The following is an 18,807-nucleotide window of genomic DNA, read 5'->3' on the forward strand; positions in this document are numbered from 1 at the left end:
CAGTGCCCATCAGGCGAGATTGACGCATAAGCCTGTTTTCGCCTGCATAACACCATAAGCCCGTTGCGGAACGAAAGACAGCCGATTTCGTCTCACGCCTCTTTTGCCCGCCGCGTAGCCCACTCGCAAAGCCGCATGATGACAACGAAAAAGACCGGCACAAAAAATAGCGACAGCACGGTGGCGCTGATCATGCCGCCAAACACCCCGGTACCAATCGCATGCTGCGTACTGGCGCTGGCGCCGCTGGCAATCATTAACGGCACCACGCCGAGCGTAAAGGCGAGCGAAGTCATCAAAATGGGGCGCAGCCGCTGCCGCGATGCCATCAGCGTCGCCTCGAGGGTACTTTTGCCTTGCAAACGCAGCTGGCGGGCAAACTCAATAATCAGAATGGCGTTTTTCGCCGACAGGCCAATCAAGGTAATCAGCCCGACTTTGAAAAAGACATCATTACTCATACCGGCGACGATCACGGCGATAAGCGCACCGATAAGCCCCAGCGGCACCACCAGCATCACCGCAAAGGGGATCGACCAGCTCTCATACAGCGCGGCAAGCACCAGAAACACCACCAGCACCGACAGCGCAATCAATCCCGGCAACTGGGCGGCGGAGGCTTTTTCCTGTAACGAACTGCCCGCCCACTCGCCGCCAAAGCCCTCTGGCAGTTCGCGCGCCAGCTGCTCCATAGTCGCCATCCCGGTGCCGCTTGAATGCCCCGGCGCGGCGCTGCCTGTAATGCGTATTGCCGGGTAGCCCTGATAGCGGTTGAGCTGCTGCGGCGACTGGGTCCACGTCGCGCTGACCACGCTTGAGAGTAAAACCATCTCACCGCTTCTGTTTTTCAGCGGGATGTTGAGCAGCGTCTCTGGCTGCATCCTGTATGCGGCATCGGCCTGCACAATCACCTGCTGTAAGCGACCGTTCTGCGTGTAGTCATTGACGTAATTCGAGCCGGAGGCGACGGAGATCGCCTGGTTGATCTCTTCAAACGAGACGCCCATCGCCTCGGCTTTCTCACGGTCGATAGTCAGGGAGATCGAAGTGCCCTGTGGCAAACCGTCGATATAGACATCAGAGAGCGCGCTGCTGTCATTCGCCTTCTCCACCAGCGTTTCCGCCGCCTGTTTCAGCGCGCTATACCCCTTCCCTGCCCGATCCTGAATATAAAAGGTAAACCCGGATGAGGTGCCCATATCGGAGATAGCAGGCGGCAGCAGGCTCATAGTCGTCGCGCCAGGCACGGACTCCATCTTTTGCTGGATAAGATCGGCTTCACTCTGCGCCGTCGCGCCGTGGCGCTCCTGCCACCCTTTTAAGGTGGTAAAGGCCATCGCCGAGTTCTGCCCGGAGCCTGAAAAGCCAAAACCGAGGATCATCAGGTTGCTGTCGATGGCCGGGCGATCGACGAGCGCCTGCTCAAACTGCTCCACTACTTCCGTGGTGCGCTGCATGGTGGCGTCCGAGGGAAGCTGAATGGCGGACATAAAGTAGCCCTGATCCTCCTCGGGTAAAAAGGAGGATGGCAGCGCCACCAGACCGGCAAACAGCGCGATGCAGAGCGCGGCGTAGATCAGCAGCATGCGGCCGCTGCGCATCAACACCCATAAAAGCCCGGATTCATAGCGCGCTGACAGCCCGTTAAAGGCGCGGTTAAAGCGGGCGGAGAATCCCCGCGAAGCGCCCGTGTGCGGCTTCAGCACCGTTGCGCAGAGCGCAGGCGTCAGGGTGAGCGCCAGGAAGGCGGAAAAGAGGATCGACACCGCCATCGCAATGGCGAATTGCCGGTAGATCAGGCCAACGGAGCCGCTGGCGAAGCCCATCGGGATAAACACCGCTGTCAGCACCAGCGTGATACCGATAATCGCCGGGGTGATTTCGTGCATCGCCCGCCGGGTAGCGTCAGCGGGCGTCATCCGCTGCTCCTCCATCAAGCGCTCGACGTTCTCAACCACGACAATCGCGTCATCGACGATAATGCCAATCGCCAGCACCATGCCAAACATGGTGAGAATATTGATGGAGTACCCGCTTAGCAGCATCACGGTAAAAGTGCCGAGTAGCGCGATAGGCGCGACAATCGCCGGGATCAGCGTACAGCGCACTTTATGCAGGAAGAGCAGCATCACCAGGAACACCAGCACCATCGCTTCAATAAAGGTCTGCACCACTTTGTAGATTGAGAGTTTAACGAAGGGCGCGGTATCAAAAGGCACCGTAAAGACCATGCCTTCCGGCAGCACGCTTTTCAGCTCCGCCAGACGCTGATGCACGGCCGCTGCGGTATTAATGGCATTCGCCCCGGTAGAGAGCTGGATCGCCGCAGCCGTTGCCGGCACGCCATTCTCGCGAATACCAAAGGCGTAGCTCTGCAAACCGCTCTCGACGCGTGCGATATCCGCCAGCCGCAAACGCGCGCCGGTGGTATTCGACTTCAGCGTGATATTGCGAAACTCCTCAATTGAGGAGAGCTGGCCTTTAACAGTCAGCGGATAGGTCACGCGCTGCCCCGCCAGCGCAGGCTCATCCCCCACGCGTCCCGGCGAGACCAGCACGTTTTGCTGAGAGATAGCCGTGGTGACATCGCTAACGGAGAGCTGATAGCTGTGCATCTTGAGCGGATCGAGCCAGATACGCATCGCCTTCTCGCCGCCAAAAAGCTGCACCTTGCCGACGCCGGGAAGACGGCGCAGCTCATCGGTCACATTGCGGGCAAAGTAGTCGCTGAGATCCGCCTCCTGATACTTGCCGTTCGTCGATTTCAGCCCGACCATCATCAAAAAGCCGGTCTCTGCCGCATCGACGCTGATGCCGTTTTGCCGCACTACCTGCGGCAGCCGTGGCTCAACAATTTTGATCTGGTTTTGCAGATCGATCTGCGCGAGCTTTACATCGGTGCCCGGTTTGAAGGTGACGGTAATCGACGCCGTGCCGCTGGTATCGCTAGTGGCCTCAAAATAGAGAATGTTATCTACGCCGGAGATCTCGCGCTCAATCAGCGAAATAACCGAGGTGTTCATCATCTCCGGCGTCGCACCGGGAAAGGTGACGGAAATAATCACCCCTGGCGGTGCCACCGCCGGATATTGTGATACGGGCAGCTTTGGAATGGCGAGCAGCCCGCCGAGGATAATAAATAGCGCAATGACCCAGGCGAAAACGGGGCGTGCAATAAAAAAGTGCGGCATGGTTTTATTTTGTCATGTTGTCCAGAGGATCAGGCGCGGGCATGATTATGACTCGCCATTTTCTGCGCCTGGTTAATCAATAATCGTAAGGTTTATCTGTTTAGCCTTAATGCATGGTTGATGGAGCCTGTGTGGAGAGCGGGATAAGATCAGAATCGCCGGACGAACAGAAAGAGCGGCGTCACACCAAAAAAAGCGGTCAGAAAGCACTCATAATAGAAAGTGAGATCGTAAATCGTCGGCACGCGATAGCGTAAGGCATTAAAGATAACGATCAGGCTAATAAAAAGTGAGGCGATGATCAGAAAGATAAGGGCTAACTCCTGTAATACGCCGCTTTTCTGCTGTACTGCTAATAAAAACGTACAGGCGCAGAGGTTGATATAGAGCAACGGCGAGGCGAGCAGCGTCAGCGCTACTTTCTCACCAATGTGGTGTATTAACAGCAGCCATATATAGAGCAGGCCCCAGCAGACCAGCAGAAAAACAACCAGCGAAGGAAAATTCTCAGCCCTGGGTTTTATATCCAGTTTCATCATTGCTTCATTCCTGATGAATAAACGCTACCCGGCAGGCGGGATATTTAACATGCACGTGAGGCAGCACACATCGGCTGTTTGCACCGATGGCAGAACAGTGAGCGACTATTGTTATCCCGCTGCGTGTACATTTTTTAACGTGAATGTGGAGTCTGTGTGGAAGCCGTAATGAGGGGTTAAGAAAGAGCGCATTACTGCATGCAACTTTTGCCGTCGGGTCTGGTCTGACTGTGGCAAATTGCTGGCAGGACACCACCGTGTTTCATTCAGAAAGAACTAAATTAATACGCACTGACATCGTCAACGGTAGCGGGAGAGAAGATGGACAATAAGCACCTTATTCTGGTTGCTGAAGATGATGATGAAATCGCCGATATTCTGCAAAGCTACATCCATCGCGCCGGCATGCGTACGCTGCGCGCGGCCGACGGCGAGCAGGCGATTAGCCTTTGTTATCTGCATAAACCCGATCTGGTTTTACTTGATATTCAGTTGCCCATCCATGATGGCTGGAGCGTTCTGAGCGCGGTGCGCAAAGAGAGCACGGTGCCGGTCATCATGGTCACCGCGCTGGATCAGGATATCGATAAACTGATGGGGCTGCGGCTCGGCGCGGATGATTACGTGGTGAAGCCCTTCAACCCGTCGGAAGTGGTGGCGCGAATCGAAGCGGTGCTGCGCCGCACCAAAGCGGGCGGCGTGCCGCCTTGCGATAAACCGATTCGCACCCAGCATGTCACGGTCTATCCCGAGGAGTTTTATGTCGAGGTGCATGTTGATGGTGAAACGGTCACCCCGCTGCTGACCACCACCGAATTTAAGCTGCTGGCGCACCTGGCGAAGAACCCGCGCAAAGTCTGCTCCCGCGAAGAGCTGCTCAATGCCTGCCTGCCGGAGGGCGATACGCTGGATCGCACGGTGGATAGCCATATGAGTAAGCTGCGCAAAAAGCTGGAGCAGTGCGGCCTGAAAGGGATGCCGGAAAGCATTCGCGGCATGGGCTACCGTCTGGGGCAGATGAAATGAGCCGCCAGCAGACCTTAGATCGGCAGATCCTGTGGTTTATGATCTCGCTGACGCTGATCGTGATTGCCATCGCCATCATTGGCTCTTATCTCTTTTATGCCTTTCTGATCGACTACATCCCTGGCGGTGCGGAGATTGGCAATGAAGATCAGATGACGGTTGTCGACTGGGCGTGGATCCTGATGGTCACCCTGCTGTCGCTCGCCATCTCGCTCTTTTTCGCCGTCAGGCTGTCATCAAAAATCCTGCGCCCTTTAACCTCTGTCGCCACCAGCCTGCGGCGCATTGCCGAGGGCGATCTCGGCGCACGCGCGGCCTGCTCCAGTTCACACCTTGGCGAGGTCAATAACCTCGTTAATGACTTCAATACTATGGCGGAAAAACTGCAAACCCTTGAGGCGCAGCGGAAATCGTGGAATGCGGCGATTGCCCACGAACTGCGCACGCCGGTGACGATCCTGCGCGGCAGGCTGCAAGGGCTGGTCGATGGCGTATTCGACGCCGATCCGGCGCTTTTTGCCAACCTGCTTAAACAGACAGAAGGGTTAACCAACCTGATTGAGGATATGCGGGTAGTCAGCTCTTCGGGCGCGGCGCAATTTTCTTTAACCCTTGAGAAGGTCGATTTAAAGTCGACGCTACAGAGCGCGATTGATGCCTTCTCGCTGGAGTTCGCGCGGCATCACGTCAACGTGATCGCAGAGCTGCACCCGCAGGCATGCGTATGCGATCCGCTACGCATTATTCAGTGCCTGACGGTGCTGTTCGATAACGCCATCAAATATGCCACCTCGAAAACCGTGGTGATAAAAAATGGCGTCACCGATAAAGAGGTGTACGTGCTGGTGCAGGATCACGGCCCCGGCATCCCTGAAGGGCTGCATAAATTCCTGTTTCAGCCTTTTCAGCGCGGAGCCGGGGCGCGCGAGGCGCACCCGGAAGGTTGCGGGCTGGGCTTGTCGGTAGTGAAAGCGATCATGCTTGCCCACGGCGGCGATGTGACCTACACCCTGACGGCCAACCGCCATTCGCTGTTCAGGCTGAGCTGGCCATTATGCACAACGCGCTAAGTTAAATTCAGCCGCCACATCTCACCCAGCCGGGCATCCCACTCGGCCGGGACGATCTTCAGTTTTCCCCGGCGCGGGCTGAGGGTGATTTCACTAAAATAGATCACCTCCTCCGCCGGCATCAGATCAATGCGGCAGTAATCGATCCCTTTGGCTAACCGTTCCGACGCGACGATCGCTCGCTGCAATAAGTCAGGTTCGGGGATCGCACCAGGCGTATTGGGATACTCCATCTGGTAGGGCTGTAACTGCCATGCGCGGTTATAGACGTTGATATAACCATTCCCCTCTTCATCGGTAAAATCTGCCTCAATCACCTCGGCGACACCATGGAAGCAGTGGAGCCGCAGCATCTCTGGCGTCTGGTTTTTATTGCCGCGGGTAAAGACGTCGATATATTTCTCGCACAAAATAACGGGCGCAATATCTTTGTACTGCCACTCGCGGGTGGCGTAATACATATTCTTTTTCAGCGCCAGCGACAGCTTATTAATGGCGGCGCCAAGGTTAAGTTCATCCTTATCAAGACAGACCACCGCGCTGCCGCTGTCGTGATTACACTTCAGTACAAAGCGCTGCGGCAGGGCGTTGAAATCGATATCGCTGACTTTGTGATAAACCCCCAACAGCGGCACGACGCGTAATTGATCGGTGCGGGCATGGACATAGTCACGCACCGCCAGCTTATCCGCCAGCAGGGTGTAGAGCGGGTTTCGGTCATACAGCATGCGGTGGCAGATCTTTTCGCTGAGCGTCACCGGGTGGCGCAAATCGTGTTCGCGTCCGGAAATTCTTTTTAGCCTGCTGGCATGAAAATGGCTGTCCGCCACGGCGCAGGCAGTCATTTTTTTCGCTAAATAAGAGATGTATTTACGGAAATAGTCGAATTTGTTCATTGCCCCCTCCTGAGAACAATGAAGATTTTGAACAGGTTTTATTGCGCGATATTGCGCGAATTATGGAGGGAAAATGGAGGTCAATGAACGACCTTTCGCGCCGTTTTAAATAATTCAGCCCTTCTCTTTTTTCCGGTAATAAACTCTGTATCGCTAAACGCACAAACCGGGCTACCAGAATTGGCGGCGCGGGGTGTTTGAAGGGAGAGGGAAAGTTCTTTACTCTCGAAGGGCAGGCACATATCCATCCCATTGATGATAAAAATCATCTCCAGATAACTAAAAATGATAAGGGAAAACCATGGACATTGAGATCGCCACCCAGGTAACGGAGCAGGACAAAGAAGAGTTGCTGAGCGGCTTACGGCGCTATAACCAGCAGTTTATTGATGGCTCTGGCTGGGGCCAGGTTGGCATCTACAGCCGTAATGAGGCGGGCGCGATGATCGGTGGGTTAATCGGTACGCAAAAAGGGTTATGGCTGTGCATCGATTTTTTATGGGTCAGTGAAGAAGCGCGAGGCGCCAGGCTTGGCAGCACGCTTATCCGCACGGCAGAAGAGCAAGCACAGCGCATGGGCTGCCGACACGCACAGGTGGATACCGTCAGTTTTCAGGCGCTGCCTTTTTACCTTAAACAGGGTTACGAACTGAAATTAAGCCTGCCGGACTTTCCCGAAGAGGGGATGCAGCGCCACTACCTGATTAAGTTAAACCTGAATGAACCGCGCTGAGGCAAAAATGGATATTGCTTTGCAGGAACTGGATGAGTCGCATATCACATCCTGCGCGCAACTCTACTGTCGCACCTATCAGCAAGCGCCGTGGAATGAGAGCTGGCCGTCGCCGCAGCCAATCGTCGAGTTTATTCAGGCGCATTTGGGCAATAACTATTTCCGCGGCTATATCGCCAAATATGGCGATGAAGTCATCGCGGTGAGCATCGGCTTTAAAAAACCGTGGCCCGGCGGCGTGGAGTATTACATTGATGAGTTCTTTATCCACCCCGAATATCAAAGAAAGGGGATCGGTACGCAGCTGATGGCATTTATTGAGGCGCGCTGCCGTGATGAAGGGCTGAATGCGATAATCCTCAACACGCAAAAAGGGTATGCCTCAGATGATTTCTACACGCGTAATGGCTTTAAAGAGCATCAGGGCTTAATTATTCTCTCTAAATCGTTAGCCAATCATTAGGAGGTCGCCTTGACCCTTTATACCTCACGATTACTCCTGCGCCCCGTTGCGCAGGAGGATCTCGGCGATCTGTTCGCGATTTATGGCGATCCGGCGACCAACACCTTCAACCCGGCAGGCCCCTATCCCGATATTGCATACACACAAACGGTGCTGGATCGCTGGCTGGCGCACTGGGCAGAGCACGGGTTTGGCAGTTGGGCGATCGCGCTGCGCGACGCGCCCGAGAAGATCATCGGTTTTGGTGGCCTGAGCCTGCGCAGCTTTGCCGATATTCCGATGAATAACTTAGGTTACCGCTTTGCCACCAGCGCCTGGGGCAAGGGGCTGGCGAGTGAGTTATCGCTCTATGCGGTGAGATATGGTTTTGAGACGCTGAGCATGGGGGAGATTTGCGGCGTAGTGCGCGCTAACCATCTGGCGTCGCGAAAGGTGCTGGAGAAAGCGGGGCTGAAGTTTGTCAGCGAAATTGCGGATATTGAGAATGCGCCGCCGAGCCTGCTCTACACCCTGAGCAGGGAGGAGTGGCAGAAAAGCGCCCCCCATCCCTCAGCCTGAAACGCGAGGTGGATCTGCCACCTCGCCCCTCATCAGAACCCCGGCGTGCGGGTCTGTTTGCTGTCCATAAATTTGATACGCGCCTCTCTCCAGACAGGATCGTCCAGTTCAAGAGAGGTGTTGGAGAGTTTCAGCACGGCTTGTTGCGTAGTGGAAGAGCACGCCATCCCGGCCTGTTTGCCGGGCTCTTTGCACCATACCATCGGCGTCGAATAAGGAGCATTTGATGCCGGGCCATACTTCTCGACCGCCGCTTTTTCCATCGCCTCTTTATTGGCAGTCGACCACGGCAGCTCGTAAGTGATCATCGATACCGCCAGCGGATGTTTCGCATCCACCGGAACGCGGCCTTCGAAATTCACTTGCAATTTCACACCCTCTTTTTCATACCCGACAAATTTCGGCTGTTTATTGCCGGTGACCGGGTTATCTTGCGGGTATTTATCCACCTGTAGCGCAGAGGCGGGCACATTGAAGTGAGTGGTAATGGCCTTGACCACCTCATCGTAATCCATGCCGGTTTTCACCCCGGCAACGTCAAACTTTGTCACATCGACGGCACGCAGCTCTTCCGCCTGAACCGCAGAGGCACCCATCAACGATACGAAAACAATCGCGCTTAAACGCTTAAACATCCTGAACTCCTGTTCCTGAAAAAGTAAGCCATTGAGCGCCTTACATTACGTCCAATGTCGATGGGCATTAAGATAGCAGCGCGTCAGGAGATGGCAACCGCACCGCCCTACCAGGGTTGATAGGTTTTTCCGCAGTAGTGCGTTTATGCGCCTCGTCACAGAATAGAGAGGTCAATTTTTGCCCTGGCAAACAGAGCAACTGAAGCGCGGAATCATGTTAATAGCATGTTGCAATTGATTCAGGGTAAATGTTAACGGCGATTAATGCGCGTCACGCATCAGCCGATGAGTTTAATGCGCTTATTCAGCTACTTTTCCTGATCCACTCTTCAGAGAGGCGCGTTACAAGCGTCCCTGTATAACTGGAGATGACATGCAAACATTGACCCCTATGGCACGAACCAGCGCGATACTGCGCGTTACCTCAGGCAACTTTCTCGAGCAGTTTGACTTCTTTCTCTTTGGCTTTTATGCCACCTATATTGCGCATAATTTTTTCCCGGCCAGCAGCGAGTTCGCCTCACTGATGATGACCTTCGCGGTCTTTGGCGCGGGCTTTTTAATGCGCCCTATCGGTGCCATTGTGCTTGGGGCCTACATCGATAAAGTGGGCCGCCGTAAAGGGCTTATCGTCACGCTGTCGATCATGGCGGCAGGCACCTTTCTGATCGTGCTGATCCCCTCTTACCAGACCATCGGTATCTGGGCGCCGCTGCTGGTGCTGAGTGGGCGCTTACTGCAAGGTTTCTCCGCCGGGGCCGAGCTGGGCGGGGTCTCCGTTTACCTGGCTGAGATCGCCACGCCGGGCCGCAAAGGGTTTTACACCAGCTGGCAGTCCGGTAGCCAGCAGGTCGCCATTATGGTCGCCGCCGCGATGGGCTTCGCCCTTAACGCCGTGCTGGAAGAGTCAGCGATCCGCGACTGGGGCTGGCGGTTGCCGTTCCTGTTTGGCTGCCTGATTGTGCCGTTCATCTTTATCCTGCGCCGCAAGCTGGAAGAGACCCAGGAGTTTAACGCTCGCCATAAAAAGCTGGCGATGCGCGAAGTGTTTACAACCCTGCTGGCGAACTGGCCGGTAGTGATCGCCGGAATGTTAATGGTGGCAATGACTACCACCGCCTTTTACCTCATCACCGTTTACGCGCCGACCTTCGGCAAAAAAGTGCTGATGCTCAGCGCTTCAGACAGCCTGCTGGTCACGCTGCTGGTCGCTATCTCTAACTTTATCTGGCTGCCGATTGGCGGGGCGTTGTCCGATCGCTTTGGCCGCAAAGCGGTGCTGGTGACCATGACACTGCTGGCGCTGTTCACCTCCTACCCGGCCCTCAGCCTGCTGGCGCAGAACCCGACCTTTACCATGATGCTGACGGTGCTGCTGTGGCTGTCGTTTATCTATGGCCTCTATAACGGCGCGATGATCCCGGCACTCACAGAGATTATGCCCACCGAAGTGCGTGTCGCCGGTTTCTCGCTGGCCTATAGCCTGGCAACGGCGGTATTCGGCGGCTTTACGCCGGTGATCTCCACCGCACTGATTGAGTACTCCGGCGATAAAGCCTCCCCCGGCTACTGGATGAGTTTTGCGGCGATCTGCGCCCTGCTCGCCACGCTCTATATGTACCGCCGCAGCAGCTTAACCCTGCAAACCGCACGTTAAGGAGAGACGATAATGAAGAGAATGCTCCGTTCCCTGTTCGCCACGTTGCTACTCTGCACGCTTAGCCTGGGCGCTACGGCGAAAGAGATCACGGTGATGATTTCCGGCGGCTTTAAACCGGCATTGCAGAAACTGATCCCACAATTTGAAGCGAAAACCGGCGATACCATTGTGGTGGTTGCCGGGCCGTCGATGGGCAAAACGCCGCAGGCGATCCCCGCGCGGCTGGCGCGTGGCGAAGCAGCGGATGTAGTGATTATGGTCGGCGACGCGCTGACAAAACTGTCAAAAGAGGGGTGGATTGCGCCCGGCTCTCGCGTCGAGCTGGCGGACTCACCGATTGGGATGGTGGTGAAAGAGGGTGACGCGGTTCCCGCGATCAAAACGAACGAGGAGCTGCGCGCGACGTTGCTGAAAGCCAAATCGATTGCCTATTCGGACAGCGCCAGCGGCGTCTACATCAGCAGCCAGTTATTCAAGAAACTCGGTATCGACGAGGCGGTGGCGCAGAAGGCGCACAAAGTGGAGCGCATCCCGGTCGCTGGCGAAGTGGCAAAAGGCCATTACGCCGTCGGCTTCCAGCAGGTGAGCGAACTGCTGCCAGAGCATGGCGTGACGTTTGTGGGCGAACTGCCGGCCGATCTTCAGTACATCACCCGTTTTGCCGGGGCGGTGACGGCGAAAGCGCAACATGCGCAGGAGGGCAAAGCGCTGCTGGCGTTCCTCTCCGCCCCTGAGGCGCAATCGACCATCCACCTTACCGGGATGCACTCCGTTGCGGCGGCACCGCGTGATACTGCTCAGTGATGAGTTTCTCCAGTTCGGCAGCGATATAGGACTGCACGCGCCCGCTGCGGCGGATCAGCCCCAGCGTGCGTTTGACTACCGGGTCGGTCAGCGGCAGATGCGTCAGCACCGAATGGGCTGACGCCGGCATCGACATCGCCGGTATCGCCGCAATGCCCACCCCCGCTTCCACCATGCCAATCATGGTGGTGACATGGCGGGTTTCACAGATGCTCGGGCGCTCAGGCGTGATGTGCCCCAGCATCTGGTCAATCAAATTGCGGTTGCCAGAGGTTTTATCCAGCCCGATATAGTCATACTGATAAAACTCGCGCCAGGTGAGGCTCTTCTTGCTGGCAATCGGGTGATCGTGGCGGCAGGCAGCGACATAGGTATCCACCACCAGCGGGCGAAACTCGATATCTGCCAGCAGGCTACCGGCAAAACAGATGCCGAAGTCGGCCTGGCCGCTGGCGACGGTGTCGATCACGTTGCCCGCGCTGCTATCAATTAACTTTACACGCACCCGGGGAAAGCGCGCTTTAAAGGTGCGGATAACATCAGGCATGAAGTAGCACGCGGCAGAAGGCACGGCGGCGACCGTCACCACGCCGACGCGATCCTGGCTCACTTTATCGATATCGGCTAACACCGCTTCCACATTCATCAACAGCTGTTCAGAACGCTCGGCGAAGGTCTGCCCATAAAGCGTCAGCGCAACCCGGCGCGTGGTTCTGTCGAACAGCTTAATGCCCAGCGCGTTCTCAAGCTTCTCTATGCGGCGGCTCAATGCTGACTGCGACAGGCAGATTGACTCGGCGGCAAGGCGAAAATTGCCATATTCCACCAGGGCGCGGAAAGCATAGAGGTCGTTGAGATCGAAATTCACGGGCATGATGACAGGCGATCCTTCTCGGGTGGTCAACTAAGGGATAAGAGCATAACCGCCCGACCGACAAGATCAACTTTTTAACAATGTTACAACACCGGGCTGCGCATCATCCACAATACGATTAGCGCAACCAGCGCCGGAAGCGCCTGCACATAAAGGATTTTTCTACTGGCGGTGATCGCACCAAAAATTCCCGCGACCAGCACGCAGACGAGGAAGAAAGTTTTAACCTGGAAGCCGCTATCGCCAAGCCATAACCCCCACAGCAAACCGGCGGCTAAAAAGCCGTTATAGAGCCCCTGGTTGGCGGCCATCACCCGGCTATCACGGGCAAAATCAGCAGTAAGGTTAAACGCCTTGCGGCCTGTTGCCGTATTCCAGAGAAACATTTCGAGCACAAGAATATAGAGGTGAATAACGGCGACAAGCGCAATCAGGATATTTGCTGGCATAACAAGCCTCAGAAATCAGTGTGCGGGTTAAGAAACAGCTTAACCCATTTTTCGTTAACTTTGCCGCTGGCACAAGAGAGGCGGAGTAGTAATAAAGCGAAGCGCGGACGTGCAGCCAGATTATTGCCACTGCACGTTGCGCCCGGCAAGACTATAACTCGTTTTCGGAAGCCGCAGGCGCGGTCAGCGTTGCCCTTACCTGCGGCAGGCCGTGCGGATAATTTTCCTGAATAAACTCAATCATTTTTTCCCGCACGTAACAGCGTAAATCGAAGGCCGTTGGCGAGTTCTGTGCCGTCATCAACATCCTGATGGTCATGGTTTTTTCCGTGGTATCGGTCACCTGCAGCACCTGCGTTTGCTGATCCCAGAGCTTGGTTTCACTGAGCACTTTTTCAAAATGCTGGCGAAGAGGCTCTAAAGGCATCGAGTAATCAACGTAAAGAAAAACCGAGCCTAAAATTTGTGCATTATTACGCGTCCAGTTCTGGAACGGATTTTCGGTGAAGTAGGTGATCGGCAGCACCAGCCGACGCAGATCCCACAGACGCACTACCACATAGGTCAGGTTAATCTCCTCAATCCAGCCCCACTCTTTTTCCACCACCACCGCATCATCAATTTTAATAGGCTGCGTAAAGGCAATCTGAATACCGGCAAAGAGATTGACCAGCGATTTTTGCAAAGCAAAACCGATGATAATACCGGCAACACCGGCACCGGCCAGAATCGTGGTACCGAATTTTCGCACGCCCGGGAAGCTGAGCAAAATCAGGGAGAGGCAGAGCGTCACGAGGATAACGATAGCGACTTTCTTCACGTACATTATCTGCGTGCGGATTTTGCGCGCACGAAGATTGTTCGAAATATTAATGTCATAGCGGATAAAAAGCATATCCTGAGCCACGTTAATTAAGCGGATCAGGACCGAGCAGAATGACAAAATAATAAATATATTTATTGTCGTTGTAATAAACCCCAGCGATTCAGGCTGGATGTGGACATAATTCACACCGACGCGGATTAACAGCAGCGGGATGAAAAGAAACATCGATCCGCGCAGGTGTTTCTCAAGTGATTTAAAGAGCTTTCTGTCCCGGCTCTGCCAGTAACGGATAAATTGCAGCAGTGTAAATCTCGCGAGAAAACCGATCGCGAGCGAGAGCGTGACGAGCAATACCGCAGGCACCCATGCCGGAGCGCCAGATAACTCACCAAATAAAAAAGGCATGCTTTCCCCTTATATTCTGCCAACACCCCTGCGTTGTCAGTACGGTTAAACGGATCGGTAAACCTTCCCTTGCAGATAACCCGCAGATTGCCTGATTCCCGCGCCTTATTATATGAAAAATATGAAAACAGCCTTATCCGTTGATAACAATATCAGGCAATTCTGATAACGATTTTCAGGGATGATGCACCCTCAAGTTAGCCCGATATATTAAGAACTCTAACGTATAAAGCTTGTAAAAAATGCGTATCCACTATACTGACCACTGCAGTTGTCATTTACCTACGAGGCTGCTGACGATTACAGAATTCATAAAACCTGTACCCATGACCATCAGGAGAACAACATGCAAAAGAGTAAAACGTTAAAAGGACTGCTGGCCGTATCAGCCGCCGTCGCGATGTTCACCACGGTTGGCGTGCAAGCCCAGACTCCGGCGAGCGCCGCGCAGAGTAGCGCGACCGCAACCAGCACCAAACTCAGCTCCGGCGATGAAAAAGCACTGAAGGATATGGCACAGGCCAATATCAATGAGGTCGCCGCCGCGAAAATCGCGCTGGAAAAAGCCAAAAGCAGCGAAGTGAAAGCCTATGCGCAGAAGATGGTCGATGACCATGGCGCAGCGCTGACCAAAGTTCAGGCCGTCGCTAAGCAAAAAGGCGTTGAACTGCCGACCGAGCCGGACGCCAAGCATAAAACGATGGCTGCCAAGCTTGAAAAAGAGAGCGGTGACAAGTTTGACAAGCTCTATATGGAAAATGCCGGCACCAAAGATCACAAAATGGTGCTCGATAAACTGCAGAGCGACGCTAAAGAGATTAAAGATCCGGACGTGAAAACGCTGGCCGATGCCCATACCCCGGTGGTTGAGCAGCACCTGAAGTCTGCCGAGCAGATGTCTGCAAGTAAGTAACAAAGCGTAAAAAAGTACACGAGCCTGCAAGCAGAATGACGCAGTTTTGACGTGTTACAGACCGGGGCCGCGCCGCTGCCAGACGCCGTGGCGCGGCCCTTCAGGTCATCTATCCTGCTTCGCTCAGGGTTAACCAGTGATTAAATAATACCCTGCAACTATCACACCAATACATAATGCTGCTGACGAGATTGCCGATAACCAGATCAATTCCTACTCGATCCGGTAAATCTGATGCGTATGCCTTTCCTTAAACACCTTTTTTCCCTGAGCCGCCTGCGTTCATCCGCGTCTTATAACGCACTTTGCCAGAATAAACCTGTCATTGAATTCAGTCCGGAAGGGATCATCCATAGCGCCAGCCCGCAGTTTCTCTCCGCGATGGGTTATCGCGCGGATGAGATCATCGGCCAGCACCACCGCATTTTCTGCCCGCCGTCGCTGGTGAACTCAGCGGAGTACGCGCAGTTCTGGCAACGCCTTTCGCGCGGCGAAAGCTTTAGCGGCAAATATCTGCGCCTGGCCAAGGGCAATCGCCCTGTATGGCTTGAAGCCAGCTATATCCCCGTCACCAACCGTCACGGCGCGGTGACCCGAGTGATAAAAATTGCGGCCGATATTTCTGAGCGTATTCATGTTGCGCTTGAGAAGGAGGCGATCGTTAATGCCATCGGTCGCTCGATGGCCATCATCGCCTTCAGCCCGGAAGGGATGGTGCTGGAAGCGAATGACAACTTCCTGAGCACCACTGGCTATAAACGCGATGAAGTGATCGGCAAGCATCACCGTCTTTTCTGCTCTGAGACACTGTATAAAAGTGACGAATACCGCCAGTTCTGGGAGAGGCTGAATCAGGGCGAGTTCTTTTCCGGTCAGTTTCCACGCCTGAACCGCCGGGGCGAGCCTTTATGGCTGCGGGCAACCTATAACCCTGTGTTTAACAGCGACGGGCAGCTCTATAAGATTGTGAAATTCGCTACCGATGTCACGGCAGATGTGCTGCGCAACCAGCGGGAGCAGGAGGCGGCTGTCCACGCATGGGATATGGCGGTGCAAACTCGTGGCAGCGCGCAGAACGGTGCGACGGTTATCGAAAACAGCATCCGCATGATTGACACCATTGCCCAGAGAATGAGCACGGTCTCCAGCGATGTCTCGCGGCTCAACGATCAGTCTGACAGCATCGACGGGATGGTTGAGACCATCCGCAGCTTTGCCATGCAGACAAGATTGATTGCACTGAACGCCGCGATTGAAGCTGCGCGAGCGGGCGCATCCGGACGCAGTTTTGCCGTGGTGGCCGCAGAAGTGCGAACGCTTGCAGCGAGCGTCAGCAGCGCGACGGAAGAGATCGAGCGGGTTGTAGCCAGCAATAATCAGCTCGCCAAAGAGGTGCTGAACGGCATCGAAAATAACCTGATGAGCACCCGCGAAGGTGTGACGCTGATGCGTGAAGCGGGCGAAGTAATTGCCAGCATCCAGAAAAATGCAGCCGGGGTTGAAGCCGCGGTGAAAGATGTCGCCCTTTCCGTCAAAGCTGACTGACTTCAACAAACAGAAATACGCCACGCCATAACCTAAATTTCCCGTCCAGATCAGGAGAGGGTCGAGCACGCAGCTTGCTGCCGTAAGCCCCCTCTCCGCTCTTTACTGCCTCTTTGCCCCCTTTTTAACCCCTGTGCACACCTATTGATACGCAAGGAACAATCAATTAAAGCCTGCGGTGAATAGCGATTTCCTCGATTAAACAAGCCGTTACGCCTGAACTTAGCCGCCCCGCCTCACGCCGACTGTTTCGTCGCGAAATTATTTACATCTCTCCCACTATCTTTCCGTAAAAATCCTGCCACAATTCACTCAATAAAATCGCGCGTAATTAGTTAACGCGCTATTTATATAACGTAACAACAACACTTTTGGCCACCGCTATCAAACAGGGCGCGACTATGAACACATTGAAAAACTACACTATCCGCCGCGTCGTGTTATGGATCCTCCTGACAGCGCTGGCACTGATTACCGCCACCGGCGGCTATGCGGCCTTTGCCGTGCGCGATATGAACAGACAGGCTGACGAGAGCACAGCGCTGACCCAGCAGGCGATCTTCCTCTCCCACGCCACGCAGGTGTTGCAACAGGGAAGCGCAGCCGAAAAAGCGGCCTTGATAAATGAAATCCCGCCGGGCACGGAGTGGGCCACAGAGGCGTTATCCGGCTCCGCCAGCGCCTGGAAAATGCTGGCCAGCGAGCATCTGGCGGCGTTAACCCGTAAGTCTCATGACAATAGCGCGCAGATTGCCGCCGATCGCACTCAACTCGATATCGTTCTGATTATTGCTCTGTTGGCGGCGGCCGGGCTGGTGTTGTTTTGTGACTGCTACCTGGTTATCCATCTGGTGAAGCCGGTTGGTGATATCCGCGCCCATTTCCGCCTGATTGCGCAGGGTGATTTAACTTACCAGCCACAGGATATTGGCCGTAACTGCGTCGGTCAGATGATCCCGCTGGTGCGTGAGATGCAGAACAGCCTGCTGACGACCGTGAGCGCGATCAGCGAGAACAGCGATGCGCTGCACCGTGAAGCACGCGAGATTGCCGCCGGTAACAGCGATCTGGCAAACCGTACAACCCAGCAGGCGGCAGCCCTTGAACAGGCGGCATCCAGCATGGAGGAGTTGACCTCAACGGTCAGCCACAACGCTGATAATGCGCGTCAGGTTCGCGATCTGTCGGTGATGACCGCACACACCACCGAGAAAGCCAGCAACCTGGTGGAGACACTGGCCAGCACCATGAACCGCATTGCCGATGGCTCCGAGCAGATCCGCCAGTTCACCTCCACCATCAACAGCATTGCTTTCCAGACCAATATCCTTGCATTGAATGCCGCTGTTGAAGCGGCGCGTGCCGGCGAGCAGGGCCGCGGTTTCGCCGTGGTGGCAACAGAAGTACGCTCCCTCGCCCAGCGCAGTGCGGCGGCGGCGCGTGAAATTGAGTCGCTGATCAAATCCGCGATTACCTCGGTTCATGAGGGCAAAGATGTGGCGGAAGATGCCGGTGAGGCGATGAGCGAAGTAAAAGGTAATGTCGCCAGCGTCAATGCGCTGATTGGCGAAATCGCCCTCGCCTCCGATGAGCAGAGTAAAGGCATCTCGCTGGTGACTCACGCGGTTGCTGAGCTGGATCGCGTAACTCAGCAGAACGCGGCGCTGGTACATCAGATTACGGCGTCAGCCAGCAACCTTAATGGCAGAACGGAAACCCTGCGCGGCGTGGTGCAGCACTTTACGCTGCCGCTCACGGTGAGCTGAGTTTCCTGAAGCAACGTGTTACACGGGACGAGGCTACGCACCGGAAAAGTCACCGGACGTAGTAATAAAAAAGCAGACGTCTTTTATCCTCTTCGTCTTATTTATAACGGGCAGTGCCGATGTCGCGGCTGCCCGTTTTTTTTCTCTCTTTTTGGGCAACTGAAATATTCTTCTTATTTATTAATGGTGTTGTTATGAGATCTTTCCATTCCCTTGCACCTGATGCTCTTTTCCCCGGCTGGCGGGCGCTAATGGTGTAAATTAAATTGTGAAATAAATGTGAGACCGCACCTTTTACAGGCATCAGTTGCGCTCCGTTACTGCTAATATCAATACAAATCATATTTGCATTGGGCTGACGTTGCCTGCCGGTATGCTTCCATTCCGCTGTAACAACTAAAAAGCGTGTTCAGCACCCTTTATCTCTTTTTTTACCCACCGTCCACAGCCGGTT

19 protein-coding genes are annotated in these 18,807 nt (G+C 54.8%); 10 read left to right on the forward strand and 9 right to left on the reverse strand.

Features of this window, described 5'->3' with window-relative positions:
* Positions 1-92: 92 nt before the first annotated feature.
* The gene (locus tag BWI95_RS00120; protein WP_076768809.1) at positions 93-3,191 is read right to left on the reverse strand and encodes a multidrug efflux RND transporter permease subunit; all 3,099 of its coding nucleotides are present in this window, start codon (positions 3,189-3,191) and stop codon (positions 93-95) included.
* A gap of 149 nt (positions 3,192-3,340) precedes the next feature.
* Positions 3,341-3,730 (reverse strand): hypothetical protein, encoded by a 390-nt coding sequence (locus BWI95_RS00125; RefSeq protein WP_083699303.1) that lies wholly within the window; start codon positions 3,728-3,730, stop codon positions 3,341-3,343.
* A 321-nt stretch (positions 3,731-4,051) separates the two neighbouring features.
* Between BWI95_RS00125 and BWI95_RS00130 the strand changes: the two genes are divergently transcribed.
* Positions 4,052-4,756 (forward strand): response regulator, encoded by a 705-nt coding sequence (locus tag BWI95_RS00130; protein WP_054803511.1) that lies wholly within the window; start codon positions 4,052-4,054, stop codon positions 4,754-4,756.
* The gene (locus tag BWI95_RS00135; RefSeq protein WP_054803510.1) at positions 4,753-5,826 is read left to right on the forward strand and encodes an ATP-binding protein; all 1,074 of its coding nucleotides are present in this window, start codon (positions 4,753-4,755) and stop codon (positions 5,824-5,826) included. The genes BWI95_RS00130 and BWI95_RS00135 overlap by 4 nt, the downstream gene beginning before the upstream one ends.
* Here the strand turns inward: BWI95_RS00135 and BWI95_RS00140 are convergent.
* Both BWI95_RS00140 and BWI95_RS23175 read right to left on the reverse strand, forming a co-directional pair.
* Positions 5,823-6,722: an ATP-grasp fold amidoligase family protein gene (locus BWI95_RS00140; RefSeq protein ID WP_054803509.1), complete on the reverse strand. Its 900-nt coding sequence runs from the start codon at positions 6,720-6,722 to the stop codon at positions 5,823-5,825. The two genes, BWI95_RS00135 and BWI95_RS00140, sit on opposite strands and share 4 nt — an antisense overlap.
* Before the next feature lie 80 nt (positions 6,723-6,802).
* Positions 6,803-6,991 (reverse strand): hypothetical protein, encoded by a 189-nt coding sequence (locus BWI95_RS23175; RefSeq protein WP_156884883.1) that lies wholly within the window; start codon positions 6,989-6,991, stop codon positions 6,803-6,805.
* 32 nt (positions 6,992-7,023) lie between these two features.
* Here BWI95_RS23175 and BWI95_RS00145 point away from each other — a divergent pair, with 32 nt between their 5' ends.
* From BWI95_RS00145 to BWI95_RS00155, 3 genes are read left to right on the forward strand one after another with little or no spacing between them, the layout of a single operon-like run.
* The gene (locus tag BWI95_RS00145; protein WP_054803508.1) at positions 7,024-7,455 is read left to right on the forward strand and encodes a GNAT family N-acetyltransferase; all 432 of its coding nucleotides are present in this window, start codon (positions 7,024-7,026) and stop codon (positions 7,453-7,455) included.
* A 7-nt stretch (positions 7,456-7,462) separates the two neighbouring features.
* The gene (locus BWI95_RS00150) at positions 7,463-7,918 is read left to right on the forward strand and encodes a GNAT family N-acetyltransferase (RefSeq protein ID WP_076770260.1); all 456 of its coding nucleotides are present in this window, start codon (positions 7,463-7,465) and stop codon (positions 7,916-7,918) included.
* A 9-nt stretch (positions 7,919-7,927) separates the two neighbouring features.
* On the forward strand, positions 7,928-8,476 hold the full coding sequence (locus tag BWI95_RS00155; protein WP_054803507.1) for a GNAT family N-acetyltransferase: 549 nt from the start codon (positions 7,928-7,930) through the stop codon (positions 8,474-8,476).
* Between the two features lie 32 nt (positions 8,477-8,508).
* Here BWI95_RS00155 and BWI95_RS00160 read toward each other — a convergent pair whose 3' ends face one another.
* Complete coding sequence (locus BWI95_RS00160) at positions 8,509-9,111, reverse strand: hypothetical protein (RefSeq protein ID WP_054803506.1); 603 nt, start codon at positions 9,109-9,111, stop codon at positions 8,509-8,511.
* Positions 9,112-9,484: 373 nt separating this feature from the next.
* Here BWI95_RS00160 and tcuC point away from each other — a divergent pair, with 373 nt between their 5' ends.
* Together tcuC and BWI95_RS00170 are read left to right on the forward strand one after the other, a co-directional pair.
* Entirely contained in the window at positions 9,485-10,768 is a 1,284-nt protein-coding gene (tcuC, locus tag BWI95_RS00165; RefSeq protein ID WP_034813838.1) for an MFS transporter, read from the forward strand.
* A 12-nt stretch (positions 10,769-10,780) separates the two neighbouring features.
* Positions 10,781-11,575 (forward strand): substrate-binding domain-containing protein, encoded by a 795-nt coding sequence (locus BWI95_RS00170; RefSeq protein WP_054803505.1) that lies wholly within the window; start codon positions 10,781-10,783, stop codon positions 11,573-11,575.
* On the opposite strand, the gene psrA is transcribed toward BWI95_RS00170, so the two are convergent.
* The 3 genes from psrA to BWI95_RS00185 all read right to left on the reverse strand — a co-directional run bounded on the left by psrA (position 11,526) and on the right by BWI95_RS00185 (position 14,129).
* Complete coding sequence (psrA, locus tag BWI95_RS00175; protein WP_023481259.1) at positions 11,526-12,449, reverse strand: L-proline-binding transcription factor PsrA; 924 nt, start codon at positions 12,447-12,449, stop codon at positions 11,526-11,528. The two genes, BWI95_RS00170 and psrA, sit on opposite strands and share 50 nt — an antisense overlap.
* Before the next feature lie 83 nt (positions 12,450-12,532).
* Positions 12,533-12,898, reverse strand: a complete 366-nt coding sequence (locus tag BWI95_RS00180; protein WP_054803504.1) for a DUF1304 domain-containing protein — start codon at positions 12,896-12,898, stop codon at positions 12,533-12,535.
* 151 nt (positions 12,899-13,049) lie between these two features.
* On the reverse strand, positions 13,050-14,129 hold the full coding sequence (locus tag BWI95_RS00185; RefSeq protein ID WP_076768810.1) for a mechanosensitive ion channel family protein: 1,080 nt from the start codon (positions 14,127-14,129) through the stop codon (positions 13,050-13,052).
* 346 nt (positions 14,130-14,475) lie between these two features.
* On the opposite strand from BWI95_RS00185, the gene BWI95_RS00190 reads away from it, so the two are divergent.
* The 3 genes from BWI95_RS00190 (at position 14,476) to BWI95_RS00200 (ending at position 18,353) form a co-directional block, all read left to right on the forward strand.
* The gene (locus BWI95_RS00190) at positions 14,476-15,042 is read left to right on the forward strand and encodes a DUF4142 domain-containing protein (protein WP_054803503.1); all 567 of its coding nucleotides are present in this window, start codon (positions 14,476-14,478) and stop codon (positions 15,040-15,042) included.
* 240 nt (positions 15,043-15,282) lie between these two features.
* Positions 15,283-16,587 carry a methyl-accepting chemotaxis protein gene (locus tag BWI95_RS00195; RefSeq protein ID WP_076770261.1) on the forward strand — a complete coding sequence of 435 codons (1,305 nt, stop codon included), beginning with the start codon at positions 15,283-15,285 and terminating at the stop codon, positions 16,585-16,587.
* Positions 16,588-16,988: 401 nt separating this feature from the next.
* Positions 16,989-18,353: a methyl-accepting chemotaxis protein gene (locus BWI95_RS00200; protein WP_076768811.1), complete on the forward strand. Its 1,365-nt coding sequence runs from the start codon at positions 16,989-16,991 to the stop codon at positions 18,351-18,353.
* A gap of 97 nt (positions 18,354-18,450) precedes the next feature.
* Here the strand turns inward: BWI95_RS00200 and BWI95_RS23180 are convergent, their stop codons facing one another.
* On the reverse strand, positions 18,451-18,657 hold the full coding sequence (locus tag BWI95_RS23180) for a hypothetical protein (protein ID WP_156884884.1): 207 nt from the start codon (positions 18,655-18,657) through the stop codon (positions 18,451-18,453).
* Positions 18,658-18,807: the final 150 nt, after the last annotated feature.

Source organism: Kosakonia cowanii JCM 10956 = DSM 18146, from assembly GCF_001975225.1.
Lineage (GTDB): Bacteria > Pseudomonadota > Gammaproteobacteria > Enterobacterales > Enterobacteriaceae > Kosakonia > Kosakonia cowanii.

Excerpts from the sequence above, each read along its gene's own strand:
- BWI95_RS00125 (WP_083699303.1), bottom strand. The coding sequence starts at position 3,730 with ATGATGAAACTGGATATAAAACCCAGGGCTGAGAATTTTCCTTCGCTG.
- BWI95_RS00180 (WP_054803504.1), bottom strand. The coding sequence starts at position 12,898 with ATGCCAGCAAATATCCTGATTGCGCTTGTCGCCGTTATTCACCTCTAT.
- BWI95_RS00190 (WP_054803503.1), top strand. The coding sequence starts at position 14,476 with ATGCAAAAGAGTAAAACGTTAAAAGGACTGCTGGCCGTATCAGCCGCC.
- BWI95_RS00120 (WP_076768809.1), bottom strand. The coding sequence starts at position 3,191 with ATGCCGCACTTTTTTATTGCACGCCCCGTTTTCGCCTGGGTCATTGCG.
- BWI95_RS00140 (WP_054803509.1), bottom strand. The coding sequence starts at position 6,722 with ATGAACAAATTCGACTATTTCCGTAAATACATCTCTTATTTAGCGAAA.
- BWI95_RS00185 (WP_076768810.1), bottom strand. The coding sequence starts at position 14,129 with ATGCCTTTTTTATTTGGTGAGTTATCTGGCGCTCCGGCATGGGTGCCT.
- BWI95_RS00160 (WP_054803506.1), bottom strand. The coding sequence starts at position 9,111 with ATGTTTAAGCGTTTAAGCGCGATTGTTTTCGTATCGTTGATGGGTGCC.
- tcuC (WP_034813838.1), top strand. The coding sequence starts at position 9,485 with ATGCAAACATTGACCCCTATGGCACGAACCAGCGCGATACTGCGCGTT.
- BWI95_RS00150 (WP_076770260.1), top strand. The coding sequence starts at position 7,463 with ATGGATATTGCTTTGCAGGAACTGGATGAGTCGCATATCACATCCTGC.
- BWI95_RS00195 (WP_076770261.1), top strand. The coding sequence starts at position 15,283 with ATGCCTTTCCTTAAACACCTTTTTTCCCTGAGCCGCCTGCGTTCATCC.
- BWI95_RS00200 (WP_076768811.1), top strand. The coding sequence starts at position 16,989 with ATGAACACATTGAAAAACTACACTATCCGCCGCGTCGTGTTATGGATC.
- BWI95_RS23175 (WP_156884883.1), bottom strand. The coding sequence starts at position 6,991 with ATGATTTTTATCATCAATGGGATGGATATGTGCCTGCCCTTCGAGAGT.
- BWI95_RS23180 (WP_156884884.1), bottom strand. The coding sequence starts at position 18,657 with ATGCCTGTAAAAGGTGCGGTCTCACATTTATTTCACAATTTAATTTAC.
- BWI95_RS00170 (WP_054803505.1), top strand. The coding sequence starts at position 10,781 with ATGAAGAGAATGCTCCGTTCCCTGTTCGCCACGTTGCTACTCTGCACG.
- BWI95_RS00145 (WP_054803508.1), top strand. The coding sequence starts at position 7,024 with ATGGACATTGAGATCGCCACCCAGGTAACGGAGCAGGACAAAGAAGAG.
- psrA (WP_023481259.1), bottom strand. The coding sequence starts at position 12,449 with ATGCCCGTGAATTTCGATCTCAACGACCTCTATGCTTTCCGCGCCCTG.
- BWI95_RS00130 (WP_054803511.1), top strand. The coding sequence starts at position 4,052 with ATGGACAATAAGCACCTTATTCTGGTTGCTGAAGATGATGATGAAATC.
- BWI95_RS00135 (WP_054803510.1), top strand. The coding sequence starts at position 4,753 with ATGAGCCGCCAGCAGACCTTAGATCGGCAGATCCTGTGGTTTATGATC.